This window comes from Qaidamihabitans albus (genome assembly GCF_016464705.1).
In the GTDB taxonomy this organism is placed as follows: Bacteria; Actinomycetota; Actinomycetes; order Mycobacteriales; family Pseudonocardiaceae; genus Qaidamihabitans; species Qaidamihabitans albus.
In genome coordinates, this window is the sequence record NZ_JAEHOB010000024.1 from 17,342 (window position 1) to 43,599 (window position 26,258).

Below are 26,258 nucleotides of genomic sequence, written 5' to 3' on the forward strand. Positions count from 1 at the left end.
TTCACGGCGGCGGCGGCAGGTCCGCCGGGCCGAAGGCGTCGGGCAGGACCTCGGTCAGTGGCAGCGGGCCGCGCGGGGTGTCCACGAGGCACGCGCCACCGCCGAGCTCGAACAGGATCTGCCTGCACCTCCCGCACGGCATCAGCAGCTCCCCGCCGCCACCGCGGCAGGCGACGGCGACCAGCCGCCCACCACCGGTGAGCCGCAACTGGCCCGCCATCGTGCACTCGGCGCACAGGGCCAGGCCGTAGGAGGCGTTCTCCACGTTGCACCCGGTCACCAGCCGCCCGTCGTCGGTCAGCCCGGCGGCACCGACGTGCAGGCCGGAGTACGGTGCGTACGCGCTGCTCGCCGCCCGCACCGCGGCGGCCCGTAGCGCCTCCCAGTCGGGGCTCATCCGCCCTGGCCCCGCCGGTAGGTCTGGCCGATCCACTTCGGTACCCGCAACCGTTGCGCGGCCAGCGAGAGCACCAGCAGCGTCACCACGTACGGGGTCGCGCCGACCAGCTCGGGCGGCACCTGGTCGCTGGCGACGAACCAGAGGATGAACGCGGCACCGAGCACCGTGGCCACACCGGCGACCGCGTAGCGCTTCGCGCGGACCTGGACCACGGCGAGCACCAGCAGGCCGATCCCGAGCAGCAGGAGCAGCGCGTGCACGGCGTCCTCCCCGCGCAGCTGCATCGCGTCGGTGTAGCCGAACAGCCCGGCACCGGCCGCGACACCTCCGGGCCGCCAGTTGCCGAAGATCATCGACGCTAGCCCGATGTAGCCGCGGCCGCCGGTCTGCCCGTCGCGGAACTGGCTCGACGCCACCGCGAGGATCGCACCACCGAGCCCGGCCAGCGCCCCGGACATCGTGATCGCCGCGTACTTGTACTTGTAGACGTTCACGCCGAGCGACTCGGCGGCGGGCGGCGACTCGCCGCACGAGCGCAGCCGGAGCCCGAACGGCGTCCGCCACAGCACGTATCCCGTCACCACGAACAGCACGGCCGCGAGCAGCGTCAGCAGGGACACGTCCGTCGTGAGGCCGCGCAGCAGCCCGGCGAGGTCGCTGACGAAGAACCAGCCCTTGTCCTCGATGCCGCCGAGCAGCGACGACAGGCCCGGCACGGACACGTGCGCGACGTCGTCGATCGGTGGCGACTGCTTCTGCCCGCCGCCGGGGGCGTCGGTGAAGTACAGCTTCGCCAGGAACAGCGTCGCCCCCGGCGCCACCAGGGTGATCGCGACACCGGAGATGATGTGGTCGACGCCGAAGGTCACCGTCGCGACCGCGTGGATGAGCCCGCCGACGGCGCCGAGCGCGACGCCGAGCAGGACGCCTGCCCACGGGCCCCACTGGTAGCCGGCGAAACCGGCGCCCCAGGTGCCGAGCACCATCATGCCCTCTAGACCGATGTTGATGACGCCGGCGCGCTCCGACCACAGCCCGCCGAGGCCGGCCAGGGCGATCGGCACCGCCGCGGTGAGCGCGGCGGCGACCGTGCCGCTGGAGGTCAGGTTGCCCGCGCCGGTCAGCAGCCGCACCAGTGACACCACCAGTACCGCCGCGATCGCGATGTAGAAGTAGACCATCGGCGACAGCCGCCGCTTGCGCCGCGCCGGTACGGCGATCTCGTCGACCCCGACGCTCAGCCCGCTCGCGCTCACTGGTGCACCTCCTCACGCGCCGTGCCGAGCGCGCGGCCGACGTCCCGCTGCTCCAGCCGCAGCCGGTAGCGCCGCATCAGCTCGTAGGCGATCACGACGGACAGCACGATCACGCCCTGCATGATGATGACGATCTCCTTGGGCACCCCGGAGAGATCGAGCACGTTCGAGGTCTGGTCGAGCGTTCCCCACAGCAGCGCGGCGAACGCCATGCCCACCGGGTGGTTCCTGCCGAGCAGGGCGATCGCGATCCCGGTGAAGCCGATTCCCGCGGGGAAGTCCAGCGCGTAGGAGTAGGACGCGCCGAGCAGCTGCGGCATGCCGACCAGGCCGGCGGCCGCGCCGGAGAGCAGCATGCTGGCCAGGACCATCTTCTTGACGTTTACGCCGCTGGCCACCGCGGCCGACTCGGACTGGCCGGTCGCCTTGAGGTCGAAACCGAACCGGGTGCGGTTGAGCATGAACCAGTAGACGACACCGACCAGCGCGGCGAGCACGATCAGCCCGAAGACGTCCGAGGACGAGCCCGGATAGCCGAAGCCGGGCACCCGGCCGCCCTCGCTGATCGTGGGCGTGCCGATGTTGTTGCTGCCGGCCACGGTCACGGCCAGCCGGTCCGGATTGAGCAGGAAGGCCACCAGTGCGGTCGCCACGGCGTTCAGCATGATCGTGGAGATGACCTCGCTGACCCCGCGGGTGACCTTGAGGAAGCCGGCGATACCGGCCCAGACCGCGCCGACCAGCATCGCGGCGGCGATCGTCATCGCGATCCGGAGGAACGAGGGCAGCGCGTCCATGAAGGACGTTCCGGCGAGCGCGGCGGCCAGCATCGCGGCGAGCCGGTACTGCCCGTCCACGCCGATGTTGAACAGCCGCATCTTGAAGCCGATCGCCACCGCGACCGCCGAGAGGTAGTAAGTCGTCGCGCTGTTCAGCGAGTTCGCCGCGGTACGCGGCCGTTCCAGGGAGCCCACCATCGCCTCGGCGACCTCCAGCGGCGGGTGCCCGGTGACCGACAGGATCAGCGCGCACACCAGCAACGCGAACACGAGCGCGCCGGCCGGTGCCGCGAGGCCGAGGTAGATCGCCCGTGGCGACAACCGTCCCATCAGGACACCTCCCCGGCGGCGCCCGTCATCGCGGAGCCCAGCTGCTCCGGCGTGACCGCGCCGGGGTCGTACTCGGCGACGAGCCTGCCGCGCAGGATCACGCTGAGGCTGTCGGACATGCCGATCAGCTCGTCGAGGTCGGCGGAGATGAGCAGCACCGCGAGGTGCTCGGCGCGCGCCTTGCGGATCTGCTCCCAGATGGCGGCCTGCGCGCCGACGTCGACGCCGCGCGTCGGGTGGGAGGCGATGAGCAGCACGGGCCGCCCGCTCATCTCCCTGCCGACGATCAGCTTCTGCTGGTTGCCGCCGGACAGCGCGCCTGCGACCACGTCGATGCCCGGGGTGCGCACGTCGTACTCCTCGACGATCCGTTCGGTGTCGGCCCGCGCACCCGCCCGGTCCAGCAGCGGCCCGCGCACCGACGGCCTGCTGGTCTGGTGCCCGAGAATCCGGTTCTCCCACAGGGTCGACTCCAGCAGCACGCCCTGGCGGTGCCGGTCCTCCGGGATGTAGCCGACACCCGCGGAGCGGCGCCTGCGGGTGGAGAGCTTCGTGATGTCCTTGCCGAGCAGGGAGATCCGTCCCGACGCGGGCGTCCGGATGCCCATCAGGGCCTCGACCAGCTCCGCCTGCCCGTTGCCCTCGACGCCCGCGACGCCGAGCACCTCGCCCGCGTGGATGGTGAACGACATCTCCGCCAGCACCGTGCGGCCGTCCGGGGCCTGCACGGTCAGTCCCGCCACCTCGAGCACCGGTGTGTCGGTGACCGTGGAGTCGCGCAGCTCGGGCACCGGCAGCGCGCTGCCCACCATAAGCTCGGCGAGCTGGCGCGCGGTGACCTCGCCGGGCGCCACGCTGCGGACCGTGGTGCCGCGCCGCATGACGGTGATGTCGTCGGCGACGGAGAGCACCTCGTCGAGCTTGTGCGAGATGAACAGCAGCGTCAGCCCCTCGGCCTTGAGCTCGCGCAGGTTGCCGAACAGCTCGTCGACCTCCTGCGGCACCAGGACCGCGGTGGGCTCGTCGAGGATGAGGATGCGCGCGCCGCGGTAGAGCACCTTGAGGATCTCGACGCGCTGCCGCTCGCCGACCCCGAGCTCGTCGACCAGCCGGTCGGGATCGACGCCGAGCCCGTAGCGCGCGGAGATGTCCCTGATCTTCGACCTGGCGGCGGAGAAGTCGAGGCCGAGCCCGGCACGGGGCTCGTTGCCGAGCACGACGTTCTCGAGCACCGTCAGGTTGTCGGCGAGCATGAAATGCTGGTGCACCATGCCGATGCCCGCGTCGATGGCGTCCGCGGGGCTGTGCAGCTCGACCGGTTCACCGTTGATGAGGATCGTGCCCTCGTCGGGCCGCTGCATCCCGTAGAGGATCTTCATCAGGGTGGACTTGCCCGCGCCGTTCTCCCCCACGAGCGCGTGGACGGTCCCGCCGCGCACGCCCACGTTGACGTCGGAGTTCGCGACGACACCGGGAAAACGCTTGGTGATGCCCCGGAGCTCGACCGCGAACGCTGATTGGGATTCGGTACTGATGTCACACGCTCCTTGCGCGAACACCGGCGGGCCCGAGGGATCGCCCCGGGCCCGCCGACTGATCCTCGATCAGGTCGTCGAGGGAACCTCGATCTCCCCGGAGATGATCTGCTGCTTGTACTCCTCCAGCTGCGGCGTGATGTCGTCGATCATGCCACCGCTCGTCGAGTACTCGACGCCACCGGACTCGAGGTCGTAGACCTGCTGCCCGGCCTGGAAATTGCCCTCGCTGACCGACTTGATGAAGTCGTACACCGCGGTGTCGACGTTCTTCACCATCGACGTCATGATGACGTCCTTGACGTCGGCGAGCGCGGGCTGGTTGTACTGGTCGGAGTCGACGCCGATGCCCTTCGCGCCCTTGTCCTTGGCCGCCCGGAAGACCCCGCTGCCGGAGCCGCCCGCCGCCGCGTAGACGACGTCGGCGCCCGCGTCGAGCATGCCGTTCGCGGCGGTCTCGCCCTTCGCGGGATCGTTGAAGCCACCGAAGTCCGGCGGCTGCGTGAGGTACTTCACCTGCACGGTGGCATCCGGCTTGACGGCCTTGACGCCCGCCTTGTAGCCCGCCTCGAACTTCTGGATCAGCGGCGTGTTCACGCCGCCGACGAAGCCGACGTTGCCCGACTCGCTCTTCAGCGCGGCGGCGGCACCGACCAGGAACGAACCCTCGTGCTCGGCGAAGGTCAGGTTCGCGATGTTCGGGCCGGTGTCCGTGCCCTCGGTGAAGTCGTCGACGATCGCGAACTTCACGTCGGGGTAGTCGGCGGCAACGGCGCCCAGCGGGGCCGCGTAGGCGAAGCCGACCGCGATGACCGTGTTGTAACCGCCCTCGGCGAGCTGGCGCAGCCGGTCCTCCTTCTGCGCATCGGTCTCGCCCTGGGTGGCCTCCAGCTCGGTCGCCTCGACCCCGAACTCCCCCTTGGCCTTGTCCAGGCCGCGAGCCGCGGAGTCGTTGAAGGACTGGTCACCGCGGCCACCGATGTCGTAGGCCAGGCCGATCTTGAGCGCCTCCGAGCCCGAGCCCTCGCCGGAGCCGGTGTCGCCGCCCTCCCCGCCGTCGGACCCGCAGCCGGCCAGCGCCAGCACGCCGGCCATGGCGATTGCCGCCAGCGTTCCACCACGCATATGCCGCACGGTGTATCTCCCTCCCCGCTGTTCCAGCGGACGAACTGAGAACGGCCCGGCTCTCCTGCCGGACCGATCCAGGAACCGTACCGCTCTGTGAGATGGCGGGCACACGCTTGGCGTCCCTGCGTAACCTAAATGTTCACTCCGGAGTCGGAGCCGCGATCAGTCACGCACACAGCGTGACGTTCACGCCTTCGAGTGAAGGGCGCGAGAGACGTGCGCCACGTCCCGCGCGGACCCGATTGTCTGGTCGGTCACAGACGGCAACCCGAGGTTGAGCCGGGCGTATCGCGCAGGTCTAGCATCCCTCGTATCCACGCTCGAGGGCCTTGACGAGCCAGCCGAAGTCGCGGTCACCCGGGCTTGATCCATCAGCGACGTTGGAGGCCGTACACCGATGTCCACCACTGCGAGCACCGCCGGGGAGGCGGGGGCAAGCGATCGGGCGGGCGCCTCACGCCGGACCGGGACGTTCTATCGCGGCGACCCCGGAATGTGGTCCTGGGTGCTGCACCGCATCACCGGCGTGCTCACGTTCTTCTTCCTGTTCGTCCACGTTCTCGACACCGCGCTGGTGCGAGTGTCGCCGAACGCCTACGACGAGGTCATCGAGACCTACAAGAACCCGGTGGTCAACCTCCTCGAGGTCGCCCTCGTCGGCGCCGTGCTCTACCACGCGCTCAACGGCATCCGGGTACTGCTGGTCGACTTCTGGTCCAGGGGCACGCAGTTCCAGCGCCCCATGCTGTGGACGATCATCGGCGTCTGGGTACTCGTGATGGTCCCCGGCACCTACTTCATGCTGGAACGCACCGTGAGCGAGTTGTTCGGAGGCGGCAACTGATGACTGCGCAGTCCGAGACGCTGGCCCTGGACAAACCGCGCTCACCGCGCAGGCCGGCCGCGCGCCGCAGCAACTTCGAGCTCTACAGCTGGGTCTTCATGCGCATCTCCGGCCTCGCGCTGGTGGTGCTGGTGCTCGGCCACCTGTTCATCATGAACATCCTCGACGGCGGGGTGCACCGGCTGAACTTCGCCTTCGTCGCAGGCCGCTGGGCCTCCCCGTTCTGGCAGTTCTGGGACCTGGCCATGCTCTGGCTCGCCCAGCTGCACGGCGGCAACGGCCTGCGCACGATCATCGACGACTATGCCCGCAGGGACAGCACCCGGTTCTGGCTGAAGATGCTGCTCTACGTCTCGATGGTGCTCATCCTCTTCGTCGGCACCCTCGTGATCTTCACGTTCGATCCGGACATCCCGGCCAGCTGACCACCACCACAGGGAGCGGACTTTCCATGCAGTTCCACAAGTACGACGTGGTGATCGTCGGAGCGGGCGGCGCCGGCATGCGGGCGGCGATCGAGGCAGGCCAGCGCACCCGCACGGCCGTGCTCACCAAGCTCTACCCCACGCGTTCGCACACCGGCGCGGCGCAGGGCGGCATGTGTGCCGCGCTGGCCAACGTCGAGGAGGACAACTGGGAGTGGCACACCTTCGACACGGTCAAGGGCGGTGACTACCTCACCGACCAGGACGCCGCGGAGATCATGGCCAAGGAGGCCATCGACGCGGTGCTGGACCTGGAGAAGATGGGCCTGCCGTTCAACCGGACCCCGGAGGGCCGCATCGACCAGCGGCGCTTCGGCGGGCACACCCGGGACCACGGCAAGGCCGCCGTGCGCCGCTCGTGCTACGCGGCCGACCGCACCGGCCACATGATCCTGCAGACGCTCTACCAGACCTGCGTCAAGCACGGCATCGAGTTCTTCAACGAGTTCTACGTCCTCGACATCGCGATGACCGAAACCCCGGACGGCCCGGTGGCCTCCGGTGCGATCGCCTACGAGCTCGCCACCGGCGAGATCCACGTGTTCCAGGCGAAATCGGTCGTGTTCGCCACCGGCGGCTTCGGCAAGGTGTTCAAGACGACGTCGAACGCGCACACGCTGACCGGCGACGGGATGGGCATCTACTTCCGCAAGGGCCTGCCGCTGGAGGACATGGAGTTCTACCAGTTCCATCCGACCGGCCTGGCCGGGCTCGGCATCCTGCTCACCGAGGGCGCCCGGGGCGAGGGAGCCATCCTGCGCAACGCCTCCGGTGAACGGTTCATGGAGCGCTACGCACCGACGATCAAGGATCTCGCGCCACGCGACATCGTCGCCCGCTCGATGGTCCTCGAGGTGCTGGAGGGTCGCGGCGCGGGCCCGGACAAGGACTACGTCTACCTCGACTGCACCCACCTCGGCGCCGAGGTGCTGGAGACCAAGCTGCCGGACATCACCGAGTTCGCCCGGACCTATCTCGGCGTGGACCCGGTGGAGGAACCGGTGCCGGTGTACCCGACCGCGCACTACGCGATGGGCGGCATCCCCACCAACGTGCACGGCGAGGCGCTGCGGGACAACGACTCCGTGATCCCGGGGCTGTACGCGGCCGGCGAGGTCGCGTGCGTTTCGGTGCACGGCGCCAACCGCCTCGGCACCAACTCGCTGCTGGACATCAACGTGTTCGGCAGGCGGGCCGGGATCGCGGCGGCCGAGTACGCGCGGGGCCGCGAGTACGTCGAGCTGCCGGAGAACCCGGCGAAGATGGTCGAGGGCATGGTGAACCACCTGCGCACCGCGACCGGCGGCGAGCGGGTGGCCGACATCCGCACCGCCCTGCAGCAGACGATGGACTCGAACGCGGCGGTGTACCGCACCGAGGACACCCTGAAGCAGGCGCTGACCGACGTGCAGGCGCTCAAGGAGCGCTACGGCCGGATCGCCGTGCACGACAAGGGCAAGCGCTACAACACCGACCTGCTGGAGGCCATCGAGCTCGGCTTCCTGCTGGATCTGGCCGAGGCACTGGTCGTCACCGCGCTGGCACGCAAGGAGTCCCGGGGCGGGCACGCGCGCGAGGACTACCCGAACCGCGACGACACGAACTTCATGCGGCACTCGATGTCGTACAAGATCCTGCCGGACGCCGAGGACCCGGACGCGCCGCTCGGCCTGACCGGTTTCATGTCCGACATCCGGCTGGACTACAAGCCGGTGACCTTCACCCGGTACGAGCCGATGGAGCGCAAGTACTGAAATGACTGCCACAGTTTCCGAGGGTGCGCACGACACCTCACAGATCCCCGCGCCGGAAGGCTCCGTCACCATCACGGTGAAGCTGCTGCGGTTCAACCCGGAGCAGGACTCCGAACCGCACTGGGAGTCCTACGACGTTCCGGCGCTGCCCACCGACCGGGTGCTGAACCTGCTGTTCAACATCAAGAACTACGTGGACGGCACGCTCGCGTTCCGGCGCTCGTGCGCGCATGGCATCTGCGGGTCCGACGCCATGCAGATCAACGGGATAAACCGGCTGGCGTGCAAGGTGCTGGTGAAGGACCTGCTTGGGAAGAAGGACACCGCGGGCAAGCCCCCGGTGGTCACCGTCGCCCCGATCAAGGGGCTGCCGACGATGAAGGACCTCTATGTCGACATGGAGCCCTTCTTCGAGGCCTACCGCGCGGTGAAGCCCTACCTCATCGCCTACGGCAACGAGCCGACCCGGGAGCGGGTGCAGTCGCAGGCCGACCGCGAGCGCTTCGACGACACCACCAAGTGCATCCTCTGCGCGGCCTGCACGTCCTCCTGCCCGGTGTACTGGGCCGACGGTTCGTACTTCGGGCCCGCCGCGATCGTCAACGCGCACCGGTTCATCTTCGACTCGCGCGACGAGGGCTCCGAGGAGCGGCTGGACATCCTCAACGACGCCGAGGGCGTGTGGCGCTGCCGCACCACCTTCAACTGCACCGACGCGTGCCCGCGCGGCATCCAGGTGACCAAGGCGATCCAGGAGGTCAAGCGCGCCCTGCTCTTCAAGCGCGTCTGAGCGGCTGCCATTTCCGCAGGTCACCGGTCGTGAGTGCGGAGCCGAGTTCTAACTCGCGTGCGCACTCACGACAGGTGACCAGGCACAACGCCGCACCTGCATGGGATCAAGGGCAGGCTCTGACACCCGTGAGTGTTCAGCCTCGTCCGGCCGCGGGTGTCCCGCGGGACCGGGTTGTCCCGTGGACGCCGGAGTTCGGCTGAACACTCACGAGCCGCTCAGGAGGCGGTGCAGGAACCGAGGGTCGGCGCCGACCAGTTCCCGTTCGCCATCACCGTGAACCCGAAGCTGGTCGTCCCGCCCGCGGAGATGCTCGCGTTCCCGTTCGGCCGCATCGTCATGACGTCGCCGCTGCTGTCCCAGGTGGGGCTGCCGTTCCAGGTTGCGGAGATCTTCTGTGGTGACTGGACGGTCACCGTGGTGCTCCAGCCACTGATCGCGGAGCCACCAGCCCGCACGGTCACCCTGCCGTTGAAGCGGTCGTCCCAGCGGTCCGTCTGCTCGTAGGACACGGTGCAGGACGCGTTGCCACCACCACCACCGCCACCGCCGCCGTTGCCGCCGCCGCTACCGCCCAGCGCCGAGAGCACCGCGTCGTAGGCGGGCTTCTTGTTGTAGTTGCCGTCGAACAGCAGCGGTGTGCCGGCGGAGCGCCACGAGTACTTGTCCGTCACTCCCCATACGGTGATGCCGGTGCAGCGCGACACGGCGAGGCACGTCTCGACGACGCTGCGGTAGCTGTTGGCCTGTGCCGTCCCGGAGCCCTCGATGTCGAGCTCGGTGATCTGCACGTCGACGCCGAGGGCGGCGAAGCGCTGCAGGTTCTGCCGGTAGTCGCTCGGCACCGGGGAGTTGCTGTTGAAGTGGGACTGGAAGCCCACGCAGTCGATGGGCACGCCGCGGCTCTTGAAGTCGCGCACCATCTCGTACACGGCGTCGCTCTTCGCGTTCTGCCCGTCGGTGTTGTAGTCGTTGTAGCAGAGCTTGGCGCTGGAGTCGGCGGCGCGCGCGGTGCGGAACGCCTCCTCGATGTAGCCGTTGCCGAGCTCGCGCTGGAATACCGAGTTGCGCCGGCTGCCGTTCTCCTCGAACGCCTCGTTCACGACGTCCCAGGAGTGGATCTGGCCGCGCCAGTGCTGCATCACGGTGGTGATGTGGTTGTTCATCGCCGAACGCACCTGGTCACCGCTCAGGCTGCCCACCCAGCCGGGCAGCTGTGAGTGCCAGACGAGGGTGTGCCCGCGGACGCTCATGCCCTGACCCCGCGCGTGGTCGACGATCCGGTCGGCGGAGCCGAAGCTGAAGGAGTTCCTGGACGGCTCCAGCGCGTCCCACTTCATCTCGTTCTCCGCCGTGACGCTGTTGAACTCCCTGTTCAACGTGTTCACGTAGTCCGACTCACCGAGCCGGTTGTTCGCCACCGCGGCACCGAAGTACCGGCCCTGCGCGGACGCCGCGGCGCCGAGCGTGCTCTGCGCGTCGGCCGTGCCGGCCGTGGCGACGAGGCCGGCCGCCACGAAGCTGCCGACGGTGGCCGCCACGAGCGCGGTCCTGGCCCGCGATCTCACGTGCCGCGGCTCGCGGCCGCGGAGAATCCTGCTGATCATCTGCCGTCCTTTCGTCGAGGACATGACGGCGTTGCCACACGACACGACACTGAGCGATCAACCGATGACGAAGGGCAACAACCGGAGAGCAGTATGCCGGTGAGACGCAGGTCACGTCAACGGCAAGTTTCGAAACTATTTCGGCAGCCTCGCGAAGCAGAAGTGCGGTCTCGCCAGGAGAGATACCTGCCTGACTCTTCGCTACTCCAGCAGCAGAAAAGGTCGTAGTTCCGAAAGTTTCGAAAGCTTTCGACCGCCCACTACCTCGCGTCGCCGCGCTTGTGGGCCCGGAGGCCACGCCAGCCGATCACGCCGATGACGGTGCCGAGCGCGAGGGAAACCACGGCGAGGATCGCGTGCACGACGAAGAACGAGGTCGGCGACCCGTCGGGGTTCCAGGCGTTGTCGCCGGTCCAGAGGTTGCGGGCGAAGGTGACCCAGATGATCCACGACCACACGCCGAAGGCCAGCAGAAAGAGTGACGTAGGGCGAGACATCCGCATACCGGGCAGTATCCCCGGACCGGTTCCGGTTAGCCTGCACGGGTGCGCCACGCTCCTGCCCTCCGCTTTCTCCTCGTCACGCTGCTGACCGCCCTGCTCGCGGCGCCGGCTCTGCCCGCGGCCGCGCAGGAGCTCACCGAGCCGCCCGCGAGCGAGTGCGCGAACCGGCAGCTTCCCCCGCCACCGGTCGACACCTCCGAGGAGCCACCGCCCGGCCAGGCCTCGCCCTCGCCGCTGCCGGTGCCGCAGACCCCGGCGGGTGGTGAGCGGATGGCCGACTGCGGGACGGTGTTGCCCGCGGGCGCTCCGGCCCCGCCCGAGCCGACCACCGCCCACGCCTGGCTGATCCAGGACCTGGACACCGGTGAGGTGCTCGCGGCCAAGGATCCGCACGGCAGGTTCCGGCCGGCGTCACTGATCAAGACGCTGCTCGCACTCGTCGTGCTCGACGAGCTCTCCCCCGACGAGGTGGTCGTCCCCACCGAGGAGGACGCCAACCAGGAGTGCACCTGCGTCGGGATCGTCGCCGGCGGCCGGTACAGAGTGGACCAGCTGCTGCACGGGCTGCTCATGCGCTCGGGCAACGACATCGCGCACGCGCTCGCCACCGCGGTCGGCGGTGTGCCGGTGGCGCTGCGGAAGATGAACGACCTCGCCGCCCGGCTCGGTGCCGCCGACACCCGCGCGGCCTCACCGTCCGGCCTGGACGGTCCGGGCATGATGACCTCGGCCTACGACATGAGCCTGGTCTTCAGCCATGCGATGGACCAGCCGCGGTACGCGGAGGCGGTCGGCACCCGCAAGATGCGCTTCCCCGGCGGAGACGAGCCGGACTTCCCGATCTACAACGACAACAAGCTCTTCGGCACCTACCCCGGGTTCCTCGGCGGGAAGACCGGGTTCACCGACGACGCGCGGCACACCTATGCGGGCGCCGCCGAACGGGACGGCACGCGGCTGGCCGTGGTCCTGCTGCGCGGCGAGCAGCGGCCGATCCGGCTCTCCGAGCAGGCGGCGCGGCTGCTCGACTACGGTTTCTCCCTCGCCGCGCTGGACACCGCGGCGGTCGGCCGGATCGCGGTGGAACAGCAGCCGCAGGAGGAGGCCGGTACCGACTCCACCGAGGACAGCACGGAGGTCGCCGCGACGACCACCACCGACGATCCCTTCGGTACCACCGGCTGGATCGTCACGCTGGTCGTGACGCTGATCGTGATCGGCGGCTTCGTCGTCGGGCACCGGCGCGGCCTGCTCGGCCAGCACCCCTCGTAGCCACGGCCACGCCGGCCCCTCAGGAGGGGGCGCGGGGCAACGTCTCCTTCGCCAGCAGCCAGAACAGCAGGGCGATCCCGGACACCGCCCCGGTGACCACGAACGCGGCTGAGTAGGACCACTGCTCGGCGATCGCCCCGGCGGCCAGTGGCCCCACGACGGCGCCCACGTCGGCGGCCATCTGAAACCCGGCGAGCACGGAACCACCGCGGGCCTTGGCACCGAGCACGTCGGCGACCGCGGCGTTCTGCGCCGGATTGAGCGCCCCTGAGCCGACCCCCGCGACGAACGAGGCCGCGAGGAAGATCCACGGATCGCTCGTGACGCCGAGCAGTACGGTCCCCACGGCCAGCAGCGCGAGCCCGCCGCGGGCGGGCGGTGTGCGGCCGCGGCGGTCGGCGAACCGCCCGGCGAGCAGCATCACCGCCGCGTTGGCGGCGGCGAACACGGCGAGCGCGATGCCGGTGAACGCCTCGTCCTTGAGCAGCACAGCGGTGACGAACAGCGGCATCAGCGACATGCGGACGCCGAGGACCACCCAGCCGTTGGCGAGGTTCGACGCGAGCGCGGCCCGGTAGGTCGGGTGCCGCAGCGCCTGCCGGAAGGTCATGGCCGGCTCGGTCTCGTCGGGCGGGCGCGACGCCAGCTCGGAATGCCGCAACTGCCACCACACCAGCACGGTGGTGAGCACGAGGGCGAGACCGTAGGCCAGGAACGGCGCGCGCAGCGAGACCGTGACCAGCGCGCTGCCCGCGACCGGCCCCGCGATGCCGCCGAGCAGGAAGCTGGTGCCCCACAGGCCGGACGCCCGCCCGCGCAGCTGCGGCGGCGAGATACGGATCAGCAGCCCGATCGCCGACACCGTGAACATCGTGGAGCCGACCCCGCTCGCCGAGCGGAACACCAGCAGCTGCCAGTAGTCCGCCGCGAAACGCGCAGGCGAGCGTGCCCACCGCGACGATCGACAGCCCCCACAGGTAGATCGGCCGCTCCCCGAAGCGCGTCACCAGCCGCCCGCTGACCGGCGCGAACGCCAGCCGCACGAACGCGAACGCGCTCACCACCACCGATGCGGCGGTGACCCCGACGTCGAAGCTGGTCGCGAAGTTCGGCAGCGCGGGCCCGATCAGCCCGTAGCCGATGGCGATGAGAAAACTCGCTCCGACGAGTACCCAGATCTCGCGGGGCAGCCGGACGCTCTGCTCCGCCGTTGCCGTGTCGCTCACCCTCACCCCTCCGTGTTACCCCGGCGAGTCTAGGCAAGCACACCGTCAACGACGTCTTCCGCCCAGCCAGCCGAGCAGCGCTCCCACACCGAACGCGCCCGCGGCCGCCCCCGCACCGAGGCCGCGGTGCACAGGCACGGTCGGCCGGATCACAGCGGGCGGCGGCGGTTCGACCACCCGTACCGCATTCTCCTGCGCCGTGGCGGTCCAGGCTGTGACGAACAGCAGGAACCGGGAAACCAGGTTGGCGAAGACCAGCAGACCGATGATCGGCCCGAAGATCGCGCCGCTCGGCGAGCTGGTGACGCCCTCGAGGTAGAACCGCGCCACCTGCTTGAGCAACTCGAAGCCGATCGCGGCCAGCGCGGCGCCCTTGACCGCGCTGCGCACGCTGACCCGTTCCCGCGGCAGCTGCGAGATGACCCAGAGGAACACGAGCACGTTGGCGGCCAGCGACAGCACCACGGTGCCCAGCGTCAGCACGAACTGCGCCCATGCCTCGTCCGCCAGCCCGACGAGGTCGAGCAGCGAGTTGCCGATCCCGCCGCCGATCGCGGTGAGCCCGAAGGAGATCCCCAGCGCGAGACCAAGGCCGACCAGCGCGAGGAGGTCCCGGATCTTCGCGGAGACGAACGGCCGCTTCTTCTTCTCCTGCCCCCACTGGGCGGTGAGCGCGTCCCGCAAGTTGGTCATCCACCCGATCCCGGAGTACAGCGCGAGGAGGAGGCCGAGCACCCCAACCCCGGCCCGCGACTTCAGCGCCGAGTCGACGATCTGGGTCAGCAGTTCGCCGAGCCCCTGCGGGGCGGACTCCAGGATGCCCTCGCGGAGCTGGTCAAGAGCCGCCTGGTTGCCCGCGAGGACGAAGCCGGCCACCGAGAAGCCGACCATCAGCAACGGAAAGAGCGAGAGCACGGAGAAGTAGGTGATCGCGGCCGCGTAGTGGTTGCCGTAGCGCTCGGTGAACGCCTCGTTGGCTCTGATCAGGTGGTCGAGCCAGGGATACTTCCGGCGCAGCCGCGGCAGCAGCTTCTCTTTTTCGCTCTTCTGCTCCGTCACGTGTGGACGTTAACCAGGGCTCAGGCACCTCGCAACGCGAGCGGGTCCTCGTAGGTGGTGGTTCGCCGGCGTGCCGGACGGCCGGCGAGCGCGGCGAGCTTGCCCAGCTCGTCGGCGGTGCGCGACGAGCCGTGCTCGGAGCCGGCCATGCGCGAGATCGTCTCCTCCATCAGCGTGCCGCCGATGTCGTTGGCGCCGCCGCGCAGGATCCGCGCCGTGCCCTCGTCCCCGAGCTTGACCCACGAGCACTGGACGTTGTCGATCCGGCCGTGCAGCGCGAGCCGCGCGAACGCGTGCACCGCGCGGTTGTCCCGCATCGTCGGCCCCGGCCTGGCCACGCCCGCGAGGTAGATCGGCGCGTTGTGGTGGACGAAGGGCAGCGCGACGAACTCGGTGAAGCCGCCGGTCTCCCCGGCGATACGGGCCAGCACGCGGAGGTGGCCGAGCCAGTGGCCGGGATGGTCGACGTGGCCGTACATCATCGTGCTCGACGACGGGATGCCCAGCCGGTGCGCCGTGGAGACGACGTCGATCCACGTCCGCGCCGGCAGCTTGCCCTTGGTGAGCACCCAGCGCACGTCGTCGTCCAGGATCTCCGCGGCGGTACCCGGGATCGAGCCGAGCCCCGCGTCGCGCAGCTCGGTCAGCCACTCCGCGACGCTCACCCCAGCCTTCGACGCGGCGGAGACGACCTCCATCGGCGAGAACGCGTGGACGTGCATGTCGGGCACGGCGGCCTTGATCGCCCGCACGATGTCGGCGTAGTAGCTCACCGGCAGCTTCGGATCGATACCGCCCTGCATGCAGACCTCGGTCGCGCCGGCCTCCGCGGCCTCGACGGCCCGCGCGGCCACCTCGTCCACCGAGAGCCGGAACGCGTCGGCGTCGCGCTCCCGCTGCGCGAAGGCGCAGAACCGGCAGCCGACGTAGCAGACGTTGGAGAAGTTGATGTTGCGGTTGACGACATAGGTGATGTCGTCGCCGACCACGCTCGCCCGCAGCTCGTCGGCGAGCCGGGTCATCGTCTCCAGTGCCTCGCCGTCCGCGGTGAGCAACGCCGTCGCGGCGGCCGTGTGCTCCTCGCGCAGCAGCGCGGCCGGGTCGTCCGCCGCCAGCCGCAGGCCCGCGCGCACATCGGCGTCCAGGCGTTCCGGCGCGGTGTTCGCGCCCGGCACCTGCTCCTTGAGCATCTCCCAGTCGCCGTACACACTGTCGAAGTCACCGCGCCGGTCGCCGGTACGTCCCTCGGTGTCGATCGCGGCGTGCAGGTCCGCGCGCCCGAACGTGTCGAGACCGCCGTCCGGTTCCTGCCAGCCGCGGCCTTCGATCACCGCGTCGCCGTCACCAAGACCGTCCGCAGTGGACAGTGCACTGACATGGGCGTGCAACCGTACGTCGATCCACTTCTCCGCGCTGCGCACATATCTCGGGTAGACGGTGAGCCGTTCCCGCAGGCTGAAGCCGGCCTCGGCGGTCCACTCCCCGAGCGTGTCGATCCGGGGCCACGGGAGTTCGGGGTTGACGTGGTCGGGCGTCACTGGCGAGACGCCACCCCAGTCGTCGATGCCGGCGCGCAGCAACAGCGCGTGCTCGTCGCCGACGAGGTTCGGCGGCGCCTGGACGCTGACGCCGGGCGGCATCAGCAGCCGCGCCACGGCGACGGTCGCCGCGAGGTCCGCGAGATCCGCGTCCGGCATACCACGCATCGCGGTGTCCGGTTTGGCGCGGAAGTTCTGCACGATGATCTCTTGGACGTTGCGGTACTGCCGGGCCCGCGAGCGGATCGCGTGCAGCGACTCGGCGCGCTCGGTGAGCGTCTCGCCGATGCCGACCAGGATGCCGGTGGTGAACGGCACGCCGACGCGGCCCGCGTCGTCGAGCACCCGCAACCGGACGGCGGGCTCCTTGTCCGGGCTGCCGTAGTGCGGCCCGCCGCGCTCCGACCAGAGCCGCTCCGCCGTGGTCTCCAGCATCATTCCCATGCTCGGCGCCACCGGCTTGAGCCGCTGGATCTCCTCCCAGCTCAGCACGCCCGGGTTGAGATGCGGCAGCAGCCCGGTCTCCTCGAGCACGGCGATCGCGCAGGCGCGCACGTAGTCCAGTGTGGACTCGTAGCCGCGGGCCCGCAGCCACTCCAGCGCCTCCGGCCAGCGATCCTCCGGCCGGTCGCCCAGCGTGAACAGCGCCTCCTTGCAGCCGGCGGCCGCTCCGGCGCGGGCGATCTCCAGTACCTCGTCGCGTTCGAGGTACAGCGAGTCCAGTTTGCCCGGCACAGTGACGAATGTGCAGTAATGGCAGCGGTCGCGGCACAACCTGGTGAGCGGGATGAACACCTTGCGGCTGTAGGTGACGATGCCACTCCGGCCCTGATCGGCGAGGTGAGCGTCGCGAACCCGGCTCGCCGCGGCCAGGAGTCGTTCCAGGTCCTCACCCCGCGCGTGCAGGAGCACGGCGGACTCGGTGACATCGAGCGCGACGCCGTCCGCGGCGCGCCGGAGCGCGCGGCGCAGGGCGGAAGGGGTGGGCTTCGGCTCGGGCGGGGCGATCGAGACGGGGTCAGCCATGCGCCCGAGACTACGGCCGCGCCGGGGAACCCGTTAAGAGCTTTCGCTGTGAGGCATTACTCGTCCGCGGCCGGCATTCGCGGGAATAAACGCGAGGCCTCACGCGGGCGTGCGACGGGCGGGCTCCTCGGCGAGCACCGCCTCGGCCATCGCGGCCATCTCGGCACCAGCAGGTTCGGCGGCCCTCGCCCTGCGGCGCTGGCGGGCGACGCCCGCGGCCATGCCCAGGACGCCGAGAACCACGGCGGCGAGCCCGACCGGTCCGAGCAGCCCGAAGGTCATCGCGTTGGGCTCGGCCTGGACGGACCGCCCCGGCTGCGCCGCCTGTGCGGCACCCGCCCCGAGCAACAGGAAAGCCGGAACGACCCCGAAGGCCGCGGCCGCGCGCAGCGCCCGGGTGAACGAGCGAGCGAGCGCACTGACGTGGTTGTGCACCGGAGTGCCTCCCGACACCGAGACCGCCAATCGGACTTGTCTCACCCAATCGAGTGAGTGTTTCCGTGGTGAAAGCTACCGACCGTGTCAAGCTCGGCAGCTTCCGGCCAACCTTGGGGGCAGAGGTTAGCGGTCCGGCCCGGGGCAACCCGTGCGGGGGGGGGCACGCCACACCTGCCACCCGCGGAAACGCCGGGCACGAGCTTGCGGGCACTTTTCTGGATTTTTAACATCCAGGTATGCGGATGAGCGAGGGCGTCGAGTGGGCTGTCCACTGCTGCCTGAACCTGGCGTGGGCCGATGCGGGCCGGGGTGTGCCGGCGGCCCGGCTGGCGGCGCTTTACCAGTTGCCCGCCGCCTATCTCAACAAGCAACTCCAGGCGCTGGTACGCGACGGCATCCTCATGTCCACCTCGGGCCCCCGGGGCGGCTTCCGGCTCGGACGGCGCCCCGCCGACATCACGTTGCTGGACATCGTGACGGCGATCGAGGGAGCGGACGAGGCGTTTCGCTGCACCGAGATCCGCAGGCGGACGCCGTGGCCGCACACCCAAGGCGACTTCCGCGACCCGTGCCTGATCCACCAGGCGATGGGCCGGGCCGACCTCGCCTGGCGCCGGGAGCTGGCCGCGCAGACACTCGCCGAAGTCAAGGCGACCGTGGAACGCTCGGCGCCCGGCCTGCCAGGGCGGACCCGGGAATGGCTGGCCGCGACACCACACTGAGCGTCACGGAGCCGCTCGGGGGCCCGGTCAGCCGGGCAGGCTCCAGTCGAACGTGACCGTGAGCGGGGCGTGGTCGGACCAGCGGGCGTCGTAGCTCGGCGCCCGCTCCACCACCGCCGAAACCGCCCGCTCCGCCAGCGACGGCGTGGCGACGGCGTAGTCGATGCGCCAGCCCGAGTCGTTGTCGAACGCCTTGCCCCGGTAGGACCACCACGTGTAGGGCCCCGGCCCCTCCGGTTCGAGCCTGCGGTGCACGTCGACGTAGCCGAACTCGTCGAACACGCGGCCCAGCCAGGCCCTCTCCTCAGGAAGAAAGCCGGAGTTCCTCCGGTTCCCCTTCCAGTTCTTCAGGTCGATCTCGGCGTGGGCGATGTTCCAGTCGCCGAGTACGAGCACCTCGTTCCCGGCCGCCTCCGCCTTGCCGCGCAGCTCGCCGAGGTAGGGCAGGAACGCCGCCATGAACCGTTCCTTCTCCTCCTGCCGCGCGGTGCCGACGTCGCCGCTCGGCAGGTAGAGGCTCGCGACGACCAGGCCGGGCAGGTGCACCTCGACGTAGCGGCCGCTCTCGGCGAACTCGGCCTCGCCGAAGCCGACCTGCGACCACTCGGGCTCGAACCTGCTGTAGACACAGACTCCGTTGCGGCCCTTGACGGCACAGTCGGCGTGCACGGCGTGCCAGCCTTCGGGCTCGCGCAGGTGCGCAGGCAGCTTGCTCACCTCCCCGCGCACCTCCTGGCAGGCCACGACGTCGGCGCCGGTGGCGGCGAGCCACTCGACGAACCCCTTCTTGGCGGCCGCGCGCAGGCCGTTGACGTTGACGGTGGAGACGGTAAGCACGCCCGGCAGGCTACCCGGCACCACCGACGGCCGATCGGTGCGAGACTGCCTGCGTGGCCGATCTGACGGTGCTGGGCAGTTGCGGGGCATGGCCGGAGCCGGACCGTGCGTGCAGCGGCCTCCTGCTGATGCACAACGAGTTCCGAGTCGTGCTGGACCTCGGCTACGGAACCGTCGCCCCGCTGTTACGGCACTGCCCCGGCGGCGCGGTCGACGCGGTCGTGATCACCCACGAGCATCCGGATCACTGCGTGGACCTCAGCGCCCTGGCCCGGTTGCGGTTCTTCCACGGCGCCGACCGGCCGAGGCTGCCGCTGTACTGCCCGCCGGGCGTCGTCCGGGTCCTGGAGAGCCTGGAGCCGCGCCCCGCGCCGCACGAGGTGTTCGACATCCATGAGCTCAGCGGCACGCACCGCGCCGGGCCGTTCCGTCTGGACGCCTTCCCGCTGCCGCACCACGTACCCGCCTTCGGCGTCCGGCTCACCACCCGCGAGTACGCGTTCGCCTACACCGGGGACGGCGGCCCCTCCCCCGAACTGGCGGAACTGGGCGCGGGCACCGACCTTTTCGTCATGGAGGCAACGCTGCAGGGGCCCGCACCGGTGACGGGGCCGCGCTACCTGACGACGGCGCGGGAGGCGGGCGAGTGGGCGGCACGCGCGGGCGCTCGGCGCCTGCTGCTGACCCATTTCTGGCCCGGGGCCGACCGGGCCGTCTCGGTGGCCGAAGCCGGAGAGGCCTTCACCGGTGAGGTGCTCGCCGCGGAGGAGGACATGGTGGTCCACCTCGGCAGGGCCCGCACTGACCAAGGCGCCGGTCAAGCCTCGTGAGTGCGCACGCGAGTTAGAACTCGTCTCAACACTCACGAGTCGACCCGCCGACCGGCTTCAGGAACTCGTCGGCCGCCCACCGGTTCTCCGCGAGCCTGCGGAAACCGTTCCGCACGACGGCATCCGCGTCGGTCTCCGCGTCCTGTTTGTACTTGCCGACGATCTCGGCATCCATGCCCGGCGCGGCGCGCACGTTGAGCACGTCCGCGGTGACCGCGACGCGGCAGCCGGCAGGCCCGGAGCCGGACTCGGCCTCGGACGCCTGCCGGTCGGAACCCATCACGTAGAGGACCACGATCCCGGCCAGGATCGCGACCAGCATCAGCGTCTTCTTCGGTATGCCCAGTACCACCCGCGCTCCTCGTGTACCGAAACAGGCACTCCGAGGAAGGGTAGGGCGAGATCCGGCCCCCTGGACAGGGCCTGACGGCGCAACCACCCGCAGGCGCCAATGTCGTGACCGCCCGGTGACCCTCCGTCACCCGGTAGCCGTGGTGCCCTCGTGAGTGCGCAGCCGAGTTCTAACTCGCGCCGCCACTCACGAGGGCACGCCGGCCGTCAGCTCTGGCCGATCTTCCTGGCCAGGTTCGCGTCGAGCGTGGCAAGGAACTCCTCGGTGCTCTGGAACGCCTGGTCCTTGCCGACCAGCAGCGCGAGGTCCTTGGTCATCTTGCCGCTCTCCACGGTCTCGACGACGACCTGCTCCAGCTTGTTGGCGAATCCGACGAGCTCGGAGTTGCCGTCGAGCCGGCCGCGGTGCTCCAGCCCGCGGGTCCACGCGAAGATGGACGCGATCGGGTTGGTCGAGGTCGGCTTGCCCTGCTGGTGCTGCCGGTAGTGCCGGGTGACCGTGCCGTGCGCGGCCTCGGCCTCGACGGTCTTGCCGTCCGGCGTGCGCAGCACGGACGTCATCAGGCCGAGCGAGCCGAAGCCCTGCGCCACCGTGTCGGACTGCACGTCGCCGTCGTAGTTCTTGCACGCCCAGACGTAGCCGCCCTCCCACTTGAGGGAGGCCGCGACCATGTCGTCGATGAGCCGGTGCTCGTAGGTCAGGCCCTTGGCGTCGAAGTCGGCCTTGAACTCGTTCTCGAAGATCTCGGCGAACACGTCCTTGAACATGCCGTCGTAGGCCTTGAGGATCGTGTTCTTCGTCGACATGTAGACCGGCAGGCCCCGGTCGAGGCCGTACTGCAGCGAGGCCCGCGCGAAGTCCTCGATGGACCGGCGGTAGTTGTACATCCCCATCGCGACGCCACCGCCCTCGGGGAACTTCGCGACCTCGAACTCCATCGGCTCGGAGCCGTCCTCGGGCTGGTAGGTCATCGTCACCGTGCCGGGGCCGGGCACCTTGAAGTCGGTGGCCTTGTACTGGTCGCCGTGCGCGTGCCTGCCGACGATGATCGGCTTCGTCCAGCCGGGCACCAGCCGCGGGATGTTGGAGATGACGATCGGCTCGCGGAAGATCACTCCGCCGAGGATGTTGCGGATCGTGCCGTTCGGGCTGCGCCACATCTTCTTGAGGCCGAACTCCTCGACGCGCGCCTCGTCCGGGGTGATGGTCGCGCACTTCACGCCCACCCCGTGCTTCTTGACGGCGTGCGCGGCGTCGACGGTGACCTGGTCGTCCGTCCGGTCCCGCTCCTCGATGCCCAGGTCGTAGTACTCGAGATTGATATCCAGGTACGGGTGGATCAGCTTGTCCTTGATGAACTGCCAGATGATGCGGGTCATCTCATCGCCGTCGAGTTCGACGACGGTGCCCTCGACCTTGATCTTGGCCATGAGCAGCGGGGCTCCTCTCCGCGGATCTGTCGCGTCACGTCGTAGCGGTACAAGCGTACTGGTAAACGTGCGGCAGGTGTCCGCCGCACCCGGTTACCCAGCGGTAATGCCGGGCCGCCGCCGCGTGGCCACCTCGCACCTCCTGCTTACCCGCCATCCTTCGTCCCGCAACCACCGGCCGCGCCCTGCCCCGGCGTCACTGGCGGGCTGGTCTGAGGCGCGCCGGCCCCGGTGGCGGGTACCGGAAACCGGGTGAATTCTCGCCACGCGCTCCGCACGACCCGTAGGTTCGTGCCCGACAGCAGCGGCGACGGCAGGAGGCAGCGACGTGCGCTTCGCCATCAAGACCAGGCCCGAACACACGACCTGGCAGGAGATCCTCGACGTGTGGGTGGCCGCCGACGAGATGGAAATCTTCGAGTCGGCGTGGAACTGGGACCACTTCTATCCACTCTCCGGCGACCTGGCCGGGCCGAACCTGGAGGGCTGGACGATGCTGGCCGCGCTGGCCACCGGCACCCGCCGCATCCGGCTCGGCTGCCAGGTCACCGGCATGATCTACCGGCATCCGGCGGTACTCGCGAACATGGCCGCGACCGTCGACATCATCTCCGGCGGCAGGCTCGAACTGGGCCTCGGCGCAGGCTGGAACCAGCAGGAGTGCGACGCCTACGGCATCGAGCTACCCCCGCTGAAAGAGCGGTTCGACCTGTTCGACGAGGGTGTGCAGGCCATCATCGGCCTGCTCGGGGAACCGACCACGACGTTGCGGGGCCGCCATATCCAGCTCACCGACGCCCGCTGCGAGCCCAAGCCGGTGCAGCGGCCCTACCCGCCGATCACGATCGGAGGCCGTGGGCCGAAGCGGACACTGCGTTCCGTCGCGCGCTGGGCGCAGCAGTGGAACGTGATCACCGACGACCCCGCACACTGGCGGGAGCTCAGGGAGATCCTGCTCGCCCACTGCGCCGATGTCGGCCGCGACCCGGCCGAGATCACCTGCTCGACCAATGTGCGCATCGACCCGGACAAGGATCTGGCACACGCCGTCGAGGAGGCCGCGGGCTACGCCGAGGCCGGCGTCGACCTCGTCGTGTTCAACCTTCCGCACCGGGCCAAGCCGGAAATCCTCGACCGGCTCGCGGGCGCGCTGACGGCGCTGACCTGACCCGTCCCGCCGCTGCCGTGTCGAGCACGCCACTGGTGCTTGCTCCGGTCCCGCATCGGCGTGCACAGTGCGCTCGACTGCACCATGTGCCGCTTCTACCCTGGAAAGTACGGAGGTGGTCAACGATGCGAGCATCCGTGGGAGACCAGATTCGCGTGCACGGCCGCGTGGTCGGCGCGGGCGAGCAGCACGGAGAGATCATGGAGGTACGCGGCGAGGACGGCAGGCCGCCCTACCTCGTCCGGTTCTCCGACGGGCACGAGGGCCTGATGTTCCCCGGCCCCGACTGCGAGGTGCTGGAGCGGACTCGCTGATCCGCCGGGCCTGGCGGGCGCACCGCCCGCCAGGCCCGCCACGACGCGGCGCCGCTGACCGGCCGGACGTGGGCGTCCTCACGTCCCACCGGGGATGACACGGCGGCCGAATTCGGTTGGACTGGACGTAGGCAGTCCGGCGACATCGGGGTCAGACGCTGGCCTGTCTATTTTTATGCCCCTTTACTTTATCGATCCAGAACGTTTACGAAGGGAGAGCTGTGCCCGTCGCGCTGCTCGCGCTCGCCGTCGGTGCCTTCGGCATCGGCACCACCGAATTCGTCATGATGGGCGTACTGCCCGAGGCGGCCGCCGACTTCGGCGTCTCCATCCCCGCGGCCGGCTATCTGATCTCCGGCTACGCACTGGGTGTGGTGGTCGGCGCGCCGCTGCTCACGGCCGTCGCGATGCGGCTGCCCCGCAAGACCATGCTGCTGTCGATGATGGGGCTGTTCACCGCGGGCAACGTCCTGTTCGCCCTGTCCCCGAACCACGAGCTCGGCGTGGTGTTCCGCTTCCTCGCCGGGCTGCCGCACGGCGCGTTCTTCGGGGCCGGGGCCGTCGTCGCGTCCAGCCTGGTCGCCAAGGGCGACCGCGCCAAGGCGGTCTCGATGATGTTCATGGGCCTGACGCTGGCCAACGTGGTCGGCGTGCCGCTGGGCACCCTGCTCGGCCAGCAGGTCGGCTGGCGTGCCACGTTCGGCGTGGTCGCCGTGATCGGCCTCGCCGCGCTGGCCAGCATCGCCAAGCTGGTCCCGCACCAGGGCCGACCCGAGGTGACGTCCCTGCGCGTGGAGCTCGGCGCGTTCCGCCGCCCGCAGGTCTGGCTCGCGCTGGCGATCGTCACCTTCGGCCTCGGCGGGGTGTTCGCGTGCCTGAGCTACGTGACGCCGATGCTGACCGGCATCACCGGGTACGCGCCCGCCAACGTGACCCTGCTGCTGGCACTGGCCGGGCTCGGCATGACGCTGGGCAACTTCCTCGGCGGCAGGCTCGCCGACCGGGCGCTGATGCCCGGCCTGTACGGCGCGATGCTGGCGCTGGGGACGATCCTCGCCGTGTTCACGGTGACGGCACAGAGCAAGGTCGGCGCCGCGGTCACGATCTTCCTGGTCGGCGTGGCCGGCTTCATGATCGCCCCGATGATGCAGGCACGGATCATGGAGAAGGCGGGCGGCGCGCCGTCGATGGTCTCGGCGGCCGTGCAGTCCGCGTTCAACATCGCCAACTCGATCGGCGCCTACCTCGGCGGCCTGGTGATCGCGGGAGGGCTCGGCCTGGTGTCGCCCAACTGGGTCGGCGCCATGCTCGCCGTGCTGGGACTGAGCCTGGCCGCGGTGTCCGGCGGCCTGGACCGCCGCGAGGCCGCGGGCACGCCGGAACCGGCCCCCGCGCTGGCGACCGCCGGCTGAGCCGCGGTCAGGTCAGCCGAGCGGACCGCCGGTGATCGTCAGCGCCACGAACAGGATGAGCAGGCCGAAGCCCGCATAACTGAGCACGTCGACGAATCGGCTCCGGATCGTCAGCAGGCCGGCCTGCTCATCCGGCAGCGCGGCCCGCAGCACGGCGGCCACCAGCAGCGCACCGCCGATCAGCGCCGCGCCCTGCCGCCAGTGGTACTGCCAGATACGCAGTGCCGCGACGGCGACGAGCAGCATGACCACCGAGAACGGCAGGTGGACAAGGGCCCGGCGACGGTCCCAGCGGGGCTTGCCGGTCCGCACGGTCGCCGTCACCGCGCCGCGGCCCGCTCGGCGGCCTCGACCACGTTGGCGATCAGCATGGCCCGCGTCATCGGGCCGACCCCGCCGGGGTTCGGCGACAGGTAGCCTGCGACCTCCTCGGCGCCCGGCGCCACGTCACCGGCCGGCCTGCCGTCCACCCGCGAGACACCGACGTCCAGCACGGCCGCTCCCGGCTTGATCATGTCGGGGGTGACGAGGCCGGGCGAGCCCGCTGCCGCCACCACGATGTCGGCGCGGCGTACCTCGGCGGCGAGGTCACGGGTGCCCGTGTGGCACAGCGTGACGGTGGCGTTCTCGCTGCGGCGGGTCAGCAGCAGGCCGATCGTCCTGCCGACGGTGATACCCCGGCCGACCACGGTGACGCGCGCGCCGTTCAACGGAACGTCGTAGCGGCGCAGCAGCTCGACGATGCCCAGCGGCGTGCATGGCAGCGGGCCGGGCTGGCCGAGCACGAGCCTGCCGAGGCTCACCGGGGCCAGCCCGTCGGCGTCCTTCTCGGGGTGAATGCGCTCGAGTACCGCATTGGTGTCCAGATGCCCCGGCAGCGGCAGCTGCACGATGTAGCCGGTGCACGCCGGGTCGGCGTTCAGTTCGTCGACGACCGCCTCGAGTTTGGCCTGGGAGACGTCGGCGGGCAGCTCGCGCCGGATCGAGTTCACCCCCACCTTTCCGCTGTCCGCGTGCTTCATCCGCACGTAGGCGTGGGAACCGGGGTCGTCGCCGACCAGGACCGTCGCCAGGCCGGGCGTGATGCCCCGCTCGGCGAGCGCGGCCACCCGGGGAGCGAGCTCCCCGAAAATGGCGTCCTTGGTGGCCTTGCCGTCGAGAACAGTCGCCGTCACGTGGCCGATTGTTCCAAAGCGGCACGGTGGCGCCCGCCCCGCCCGTGC

At 70.1% G+C, this 26,258-nt stretch carries 25 protein-coding genes and 1 pseudogene; 10 read left to right on the forward strand and 16 right to left on the reverse strand.

Annotated elements, in window-relative coordinates; genetic code table 11:
- Nucleotide 1: 1 nt before the first annotated feature.
- The 5 genes from JAP66_RS29455 to JAP66_RS29475 are packed head-to-tail and all read right to left on the reverse strand — an operon-like array spanning nucleotide 2 to nucleotide 5,425.
- Entirely contained in the window at nucleotides 2-397 is a 396-nt protein-coding gene (locus JAP66_RS29455) for a cytidine deaminase (protein ID WP_199435138.1), read from the reverse strand.
- Nucleotides 394-1,656, reverse strand: coding sequence for an ABC transporter permease (locus JAP66_RS29460; protein WP_307849773.1), 1,263 nt, complete (start codon nucleotides 1,654-1,656; stop codon nucleotides 394-396). The genes JAP66_RS29455 and JAP66_RS29460 overlap by 4 nt, the downstream gene beginning before the upstream one ends.
- Nucleotides 1,653-2,765, reverse strand: a complete 1,113-nt coding sequence (locus tag JAP66_RS29465; protein ID WP_199435139.1) for an ABC transporter permease — start codon at nucleotides 2,763-2,765, stop codon at nucleotides 1,653-1,655. The genes JAP66_RS29460 and JAP66_RS29465 overlap by 4 nt, the downstream gene beginning before the upstream one ends.
- The gene (locus JAP66_RS29470) at nucleotides 2,765-4,324 is read right to left on the reverse strand and encodes an ABC transporter ATP-binding protein (RefSeq protein WP_307849774.1); all 1,560 of its coding nucleotides are present in this window, start codon (nucleotides 4,322-4,324) and stop codon (nucleotides 2,765-2,767) included. Before JAP66_RS29470 ends, JAP66_RS29465 begins: the two co-directional genes overlap by 1 nt.
- Nucleotides 4,325-4,369: 45 nt before the next feature.
- On the reverse strand, nucleotides 4,370-5,425 hold the full coding sequence (locus JAP66_RS29475; RefSeq protein WP_235999722.1) for a BMP family lipoprotein: 1,056 nt from the start codon (nucleotides 5,423-5,425) through the stop codon (nucleotides 4,370-4,372).
- A 400-nt stretch (nucleotides 5,426-5,825) separates the two neighbouring features.
- Between JAP66_RS29475 and sdhC the strand changes: the two genes are divergently transcribed.
- The 4 genes from sdhC to JAP66_RS29495 are packed head-to-tail and all read left to right on the forward strand — an operon-like array spanning nucleotide 5,826 to nucleotide 9,301.
- Nucleotides 5,826-6,272, forward strand: coding sequence for a succinate dehydrogenase, cytochrome b556 subunit (gene sdhC / locus JAP66_RS29480; protein ID WP_199435141.1), 447 nt, complete (start codon nucleotides 5,826-5,828; stop codon nucleotides 6,270-6,272).
- Nucleotides 6,272-6,697: a succinate dehydrogenase hydrophobic membrane anchor subunit gene (locus JAP66_RS29485; RefSeq protein WP_199435142.1), complete on the forward strand. Its 426-nt coding sequence runs from the start codon at nucleotides 6,272-6,274 to the stop codon at nucleotides 6,695-6,697. The genes sdhC and JAP66_RS29485 overlap by 1 nt, the downstream gene beginning before the upstream one ends.
- A gap of 26 nt (nucleotides 6,698-6,723) precedes the next feature.
- Complete coding sequence (gene sdhA / locus JAP66_RS29490; RefSeq protein ID WP_199435143.1) at nucleotides 6,724-8,511, forward strand: succinate dehydrogenase flavoprotein subunit; 1,788 nt, start codon at nucleotides 6,724-6,726, stop codon at nucleotides 8,509-8,511.
- Between the two features lies 1 nt (nucleotide 8,512).
- Nucleotides 8,513-9,301 carry a succinate dehydrogenase iron-sulfur subunit gene (locus JAP66_RS29495; protein WP_199435144.1) on the forward strand — a complete coding sequence of 263 codons (789 nt, stop codon included), beginning with the start codon at nucleotides 8,513-8,515 and terminating at the stop codon, nucleotides 9,299-9,301.
- 218 nt (nucleotides 9,302-9,519) lie between these two features.
- Here the strand turns inward: JAP66_RS29495 and JAP66_RS29500 are convergent, their stop codons facing one another.
- Nucleotides 9,520-10,908 (reverse strand): glycoside hydrolase family 10 protein, encoded by a 1,389-nt coding sequence (locus tag JAP66_RS29500; RefSeq protein WP_199435145.1) that lies wholly within the window; start codon nucleotides 10,906-10,908, stop codon nucleotides 9,520-9,522.
- Between the two features lie 260 nt (nucleotides 10,909-11,168).
- Nucleotides 11,169-11,411 carry an SCO4848 family membrane protein gene (locus tag JAP66_RS29505; protein ID WP_199435146.1) on the reverse strand — a complete coding sequence of 81 codons (243 nt, stop codon included), beginning with the start codon at nucleotides 11,409-11,411 and terminating at the stop codon, nucleotides 11,169-11,171.
- A gap of 42 nt (nucleotides 11,412-11,453) precedes the next feature.
- On the opposite strand from JAP66_RS29505, the gene JAP66_RS29510 reads away from it, so the two are divergent.
- Nucleotides 11,454-12,683, forward strand: a complete 1,230-nt coding sequence (locus JAP66_RS29510) for a D-alanyl-D-alanine carboxypeptidase family protein (RefSeq protein WP_307849775.1) — start codon at nucleotides 11,454-11,456, stop codon at nucleotides 12,681-12,683.
- A gap of 19 nt (nucleotides 12,684-12,702) precedes the next feature.
- On the opposite strand, the pseudogene JAP66_RS29515 reads toward JAP66_RS29510, so the two are convergent.
- The 4 genes and pseudogenes from JAP66_RS29515 to JAP66_RS29530 all read right to left on the reverse strand — a co-directional run bounded on the left by JAP66_RS29515 (nucleotide 12,703) and on the right by JAP66_RS29530 (nucleotide 17,967).
- Nucleotides 12,703-13,915 (reverse strand): annotated as a pseudogene (locus JAP66_RS29515) (MFS transporter).
- Nucleotides 13,916-13,954: 39 nt separating this feature from the next.
- The gene (gene yhjD, locus JAP66_RS29520; protein ID WP_199435147.1) at nucleotides 13,955-14,968 is read right to left on the reverse strand and encodes an inner membrane protein YhjD; all 1,014 of its coding nucleotides are present in this window, start codon (nucleotides 14,966-14,968) and stop codon (nucleotides 13,955-13,957) included.
- 20 nt (nucleotides 14,969-14,988) lie between these two features.
- Nucleotides 14,989-17,532 carry a bifunctional FO biosynthesis protein CofGH gene (locus JAP66_RS29525; protein ID WP_199435148.1) on the reverse strand — a complete coding sequence of 848 codons (2,544 nt, stop codon included), beginning with the start codon at nucleotides 17,530-17,532 and terminating at the stop codon, nucleotides 14,989-14,991.
- A 99-nt stretch (nucleotides 17,533-17,631) separates the two neighbouring features.
- The gene (locus JAP66_RS29530) at nucleotides 17,632-17,967 is read right to left on the reverse strand and encodes a hypothetical protein (protein WP_372449023.1); all 336 of its coding nucleotides are present in this window, start codon (nucleotides 17,965-17,967) and stop codon (nucleotides 17,632-17,634) included.
- Nucleotides 17,968-18,206: 239 nt separating this feature from the next.
- Here JAP66_RS29530 and JAP66_RS29535 point away from each other — a divergent pair, with 239 nt between their 5' ends.
- Nucleotides 18,207-18,692, forward strand: coding sequence for an RrF2 family transcriptional regulator (locus JAP66_RS29535; RefSeq protein WP_199435149.1), 486 nt, complete (start codon nucleotides 18,207-18,209; stop codon nucleotides 18,690-18,692).
- Between the two features lie 27 nt (nucleotides 18,693-18,719).
- Here JAP66_RS29535 and JAP66_RS29540 read toward each other — a convergent pair whose 3' ends face one another.
- On the reverse strand, nucleotides 18,720-19,529 hold the full coding sequence (locus JAP66_RS29540; protein WP_199435150.1) for an exodeoxyribonuclease III: 810 nt from the start codon (nucleotides 19,527-19,529) through the stop codon (nucleotides 18,720-18,722).
- Between the two features lie 53 nt (nucleotides 19,530-19,582).
- On the opposite strand from JAP66_RS29540, the gene JAP66_RS29545 reads away from it, so the two are divergent.
- The gene (locus JAP66_RS29545; RefSeq protein ID WP_199435151.1) at nucleotides 19,583-20,359 is read left to right on the forward strand and encodes an MBL fold metallo-hydrolase; all 777 of its coding nucleotides are present in this window, start codon (nucleotides 19,583-19,585) and stop codon (nucleotides 20,357-20,359) included.
- A gap of 25 nt (nucleotides 20,360-20,384) precedes the next feature.
- Here the strand turns inward: JAP66_RS29545 and JAP66_RS29550 are convergent, their stop codons facing one another.
- Nucleotides 20,385-20,711 carry an SH3 domain-containing protein gene (locus tag JAP66_RS29550; RefSeq protein WP_199435152.1) on the reverse strand — a complete coding sequence of 109 codons (327 nt, stop codon included), beginning with the start codon at nucleotides 20,709-20,711 and terminating at the stop codon, nucleotides 20,385-20,387.
- Nucleotides 20,712-20,917: 206 nt separating this feature from the next.
- Nucleotides 20,918-22,141 (reverse strand): NADP-dependent isocitrate dehydrogenase, encoded by a 1,224-nt coding sequence (locus tag JAP66_RS29555; protein WP_199435153.1) that lies wholly within the window; start codon nucleotides 22,139-22,141, stop codon nucleotides 20,918-20,920.
- 328 nt (nucleotides 22,142-22,469) lie between these two features.
- On the opposite strand from JAP66_RS29555, the gene JAP66_RS29560 reads away from it, so the two are divergent.
- The 3 genes from JAP66_RS29560 to JAP66_RS29570 all read left to right on the forward strand — a co-directional run bounded on the left by JAP66_RS29560 (nucleotide 22,470) and on the right by JAP66_RS29570 (nucleotide 25,035).
- Nucleotides 22,470-23,309, forward strand: coding sequence for a TIGR03560 family F420-dependent LLM class oxidoreductase (locus JAP66_RS29560; RefSeq protein WP_199435154.1), 840 nt, complete (start codon nucleotides 22,470-22,472; stop codon nucleotides 23,307-23,309).
- A 125-nt stretch (nucleotides 23,310-23,434) separates the two neighbouring features.
- Nucleotides 23,435-23,623, forward strand: coding sequence for a DUF1918 domain-containing protein (locus JAP66_RS29565; protein ID WP_199435155.1), 189 nt, complete (start codon nucleotides 23,435-23,437; stop codon nucleotides 23,621-23,623).
- Nucleotides 23,624-23,844: 221 nt separating this feature from the next.
- Nucleotides 23,845-25,035 (forward strand): MFS transporter, encoded by a 1,191-nt coding sequence (locus JAP66_RS29570; RefSeq protein ID WP_199435156.1) that lies wholly within the window; start codon nucleotides 23,845-23,847, stop codon nucleotides 25,033-25,035.
- A 12-nt stretch (nucleotides 25,036-25,047) separates the two neighbouring features.
- Here the strand turns inward: JAP66_RS29570 and JAP66_RS29575 are convergent, their stop codons facing one another.
- Both JAP66_RS29575 and JAP66_RS29580 read right to left on the reverse strand, forming a co-directional pair.
- On the reverse strand, nucleotides 25,048-25,281 hold the full coding sequence (locus JAP66_RS29575; RefSeq protein ID WP_199435173.1) for a DUF3017 domain-containing protein: 234 nt from the start codon (nucleotides 25,279-25,281) through the stop codon (nucleotides 25,048-25,050).
- Between the two features lie 74 nt (nucleotides 25,282-25,355).
- Complete coding sequence (locus JAP66_RS29580; protein ID WP_199435157.1) at nucleotides 25,356-26,210, reverse strand: bifunctional methylenetetrahydrofolate dehydrogenase/methenyltetrahydrofolate cyclohydrolase; 855 nt, start codon at nucleotides 26,208-26,210, stop codon at nucleotides 25,356-25,358.
- Nucleotides 26,211-26,258: the final 48 nt, after the last annotated feature.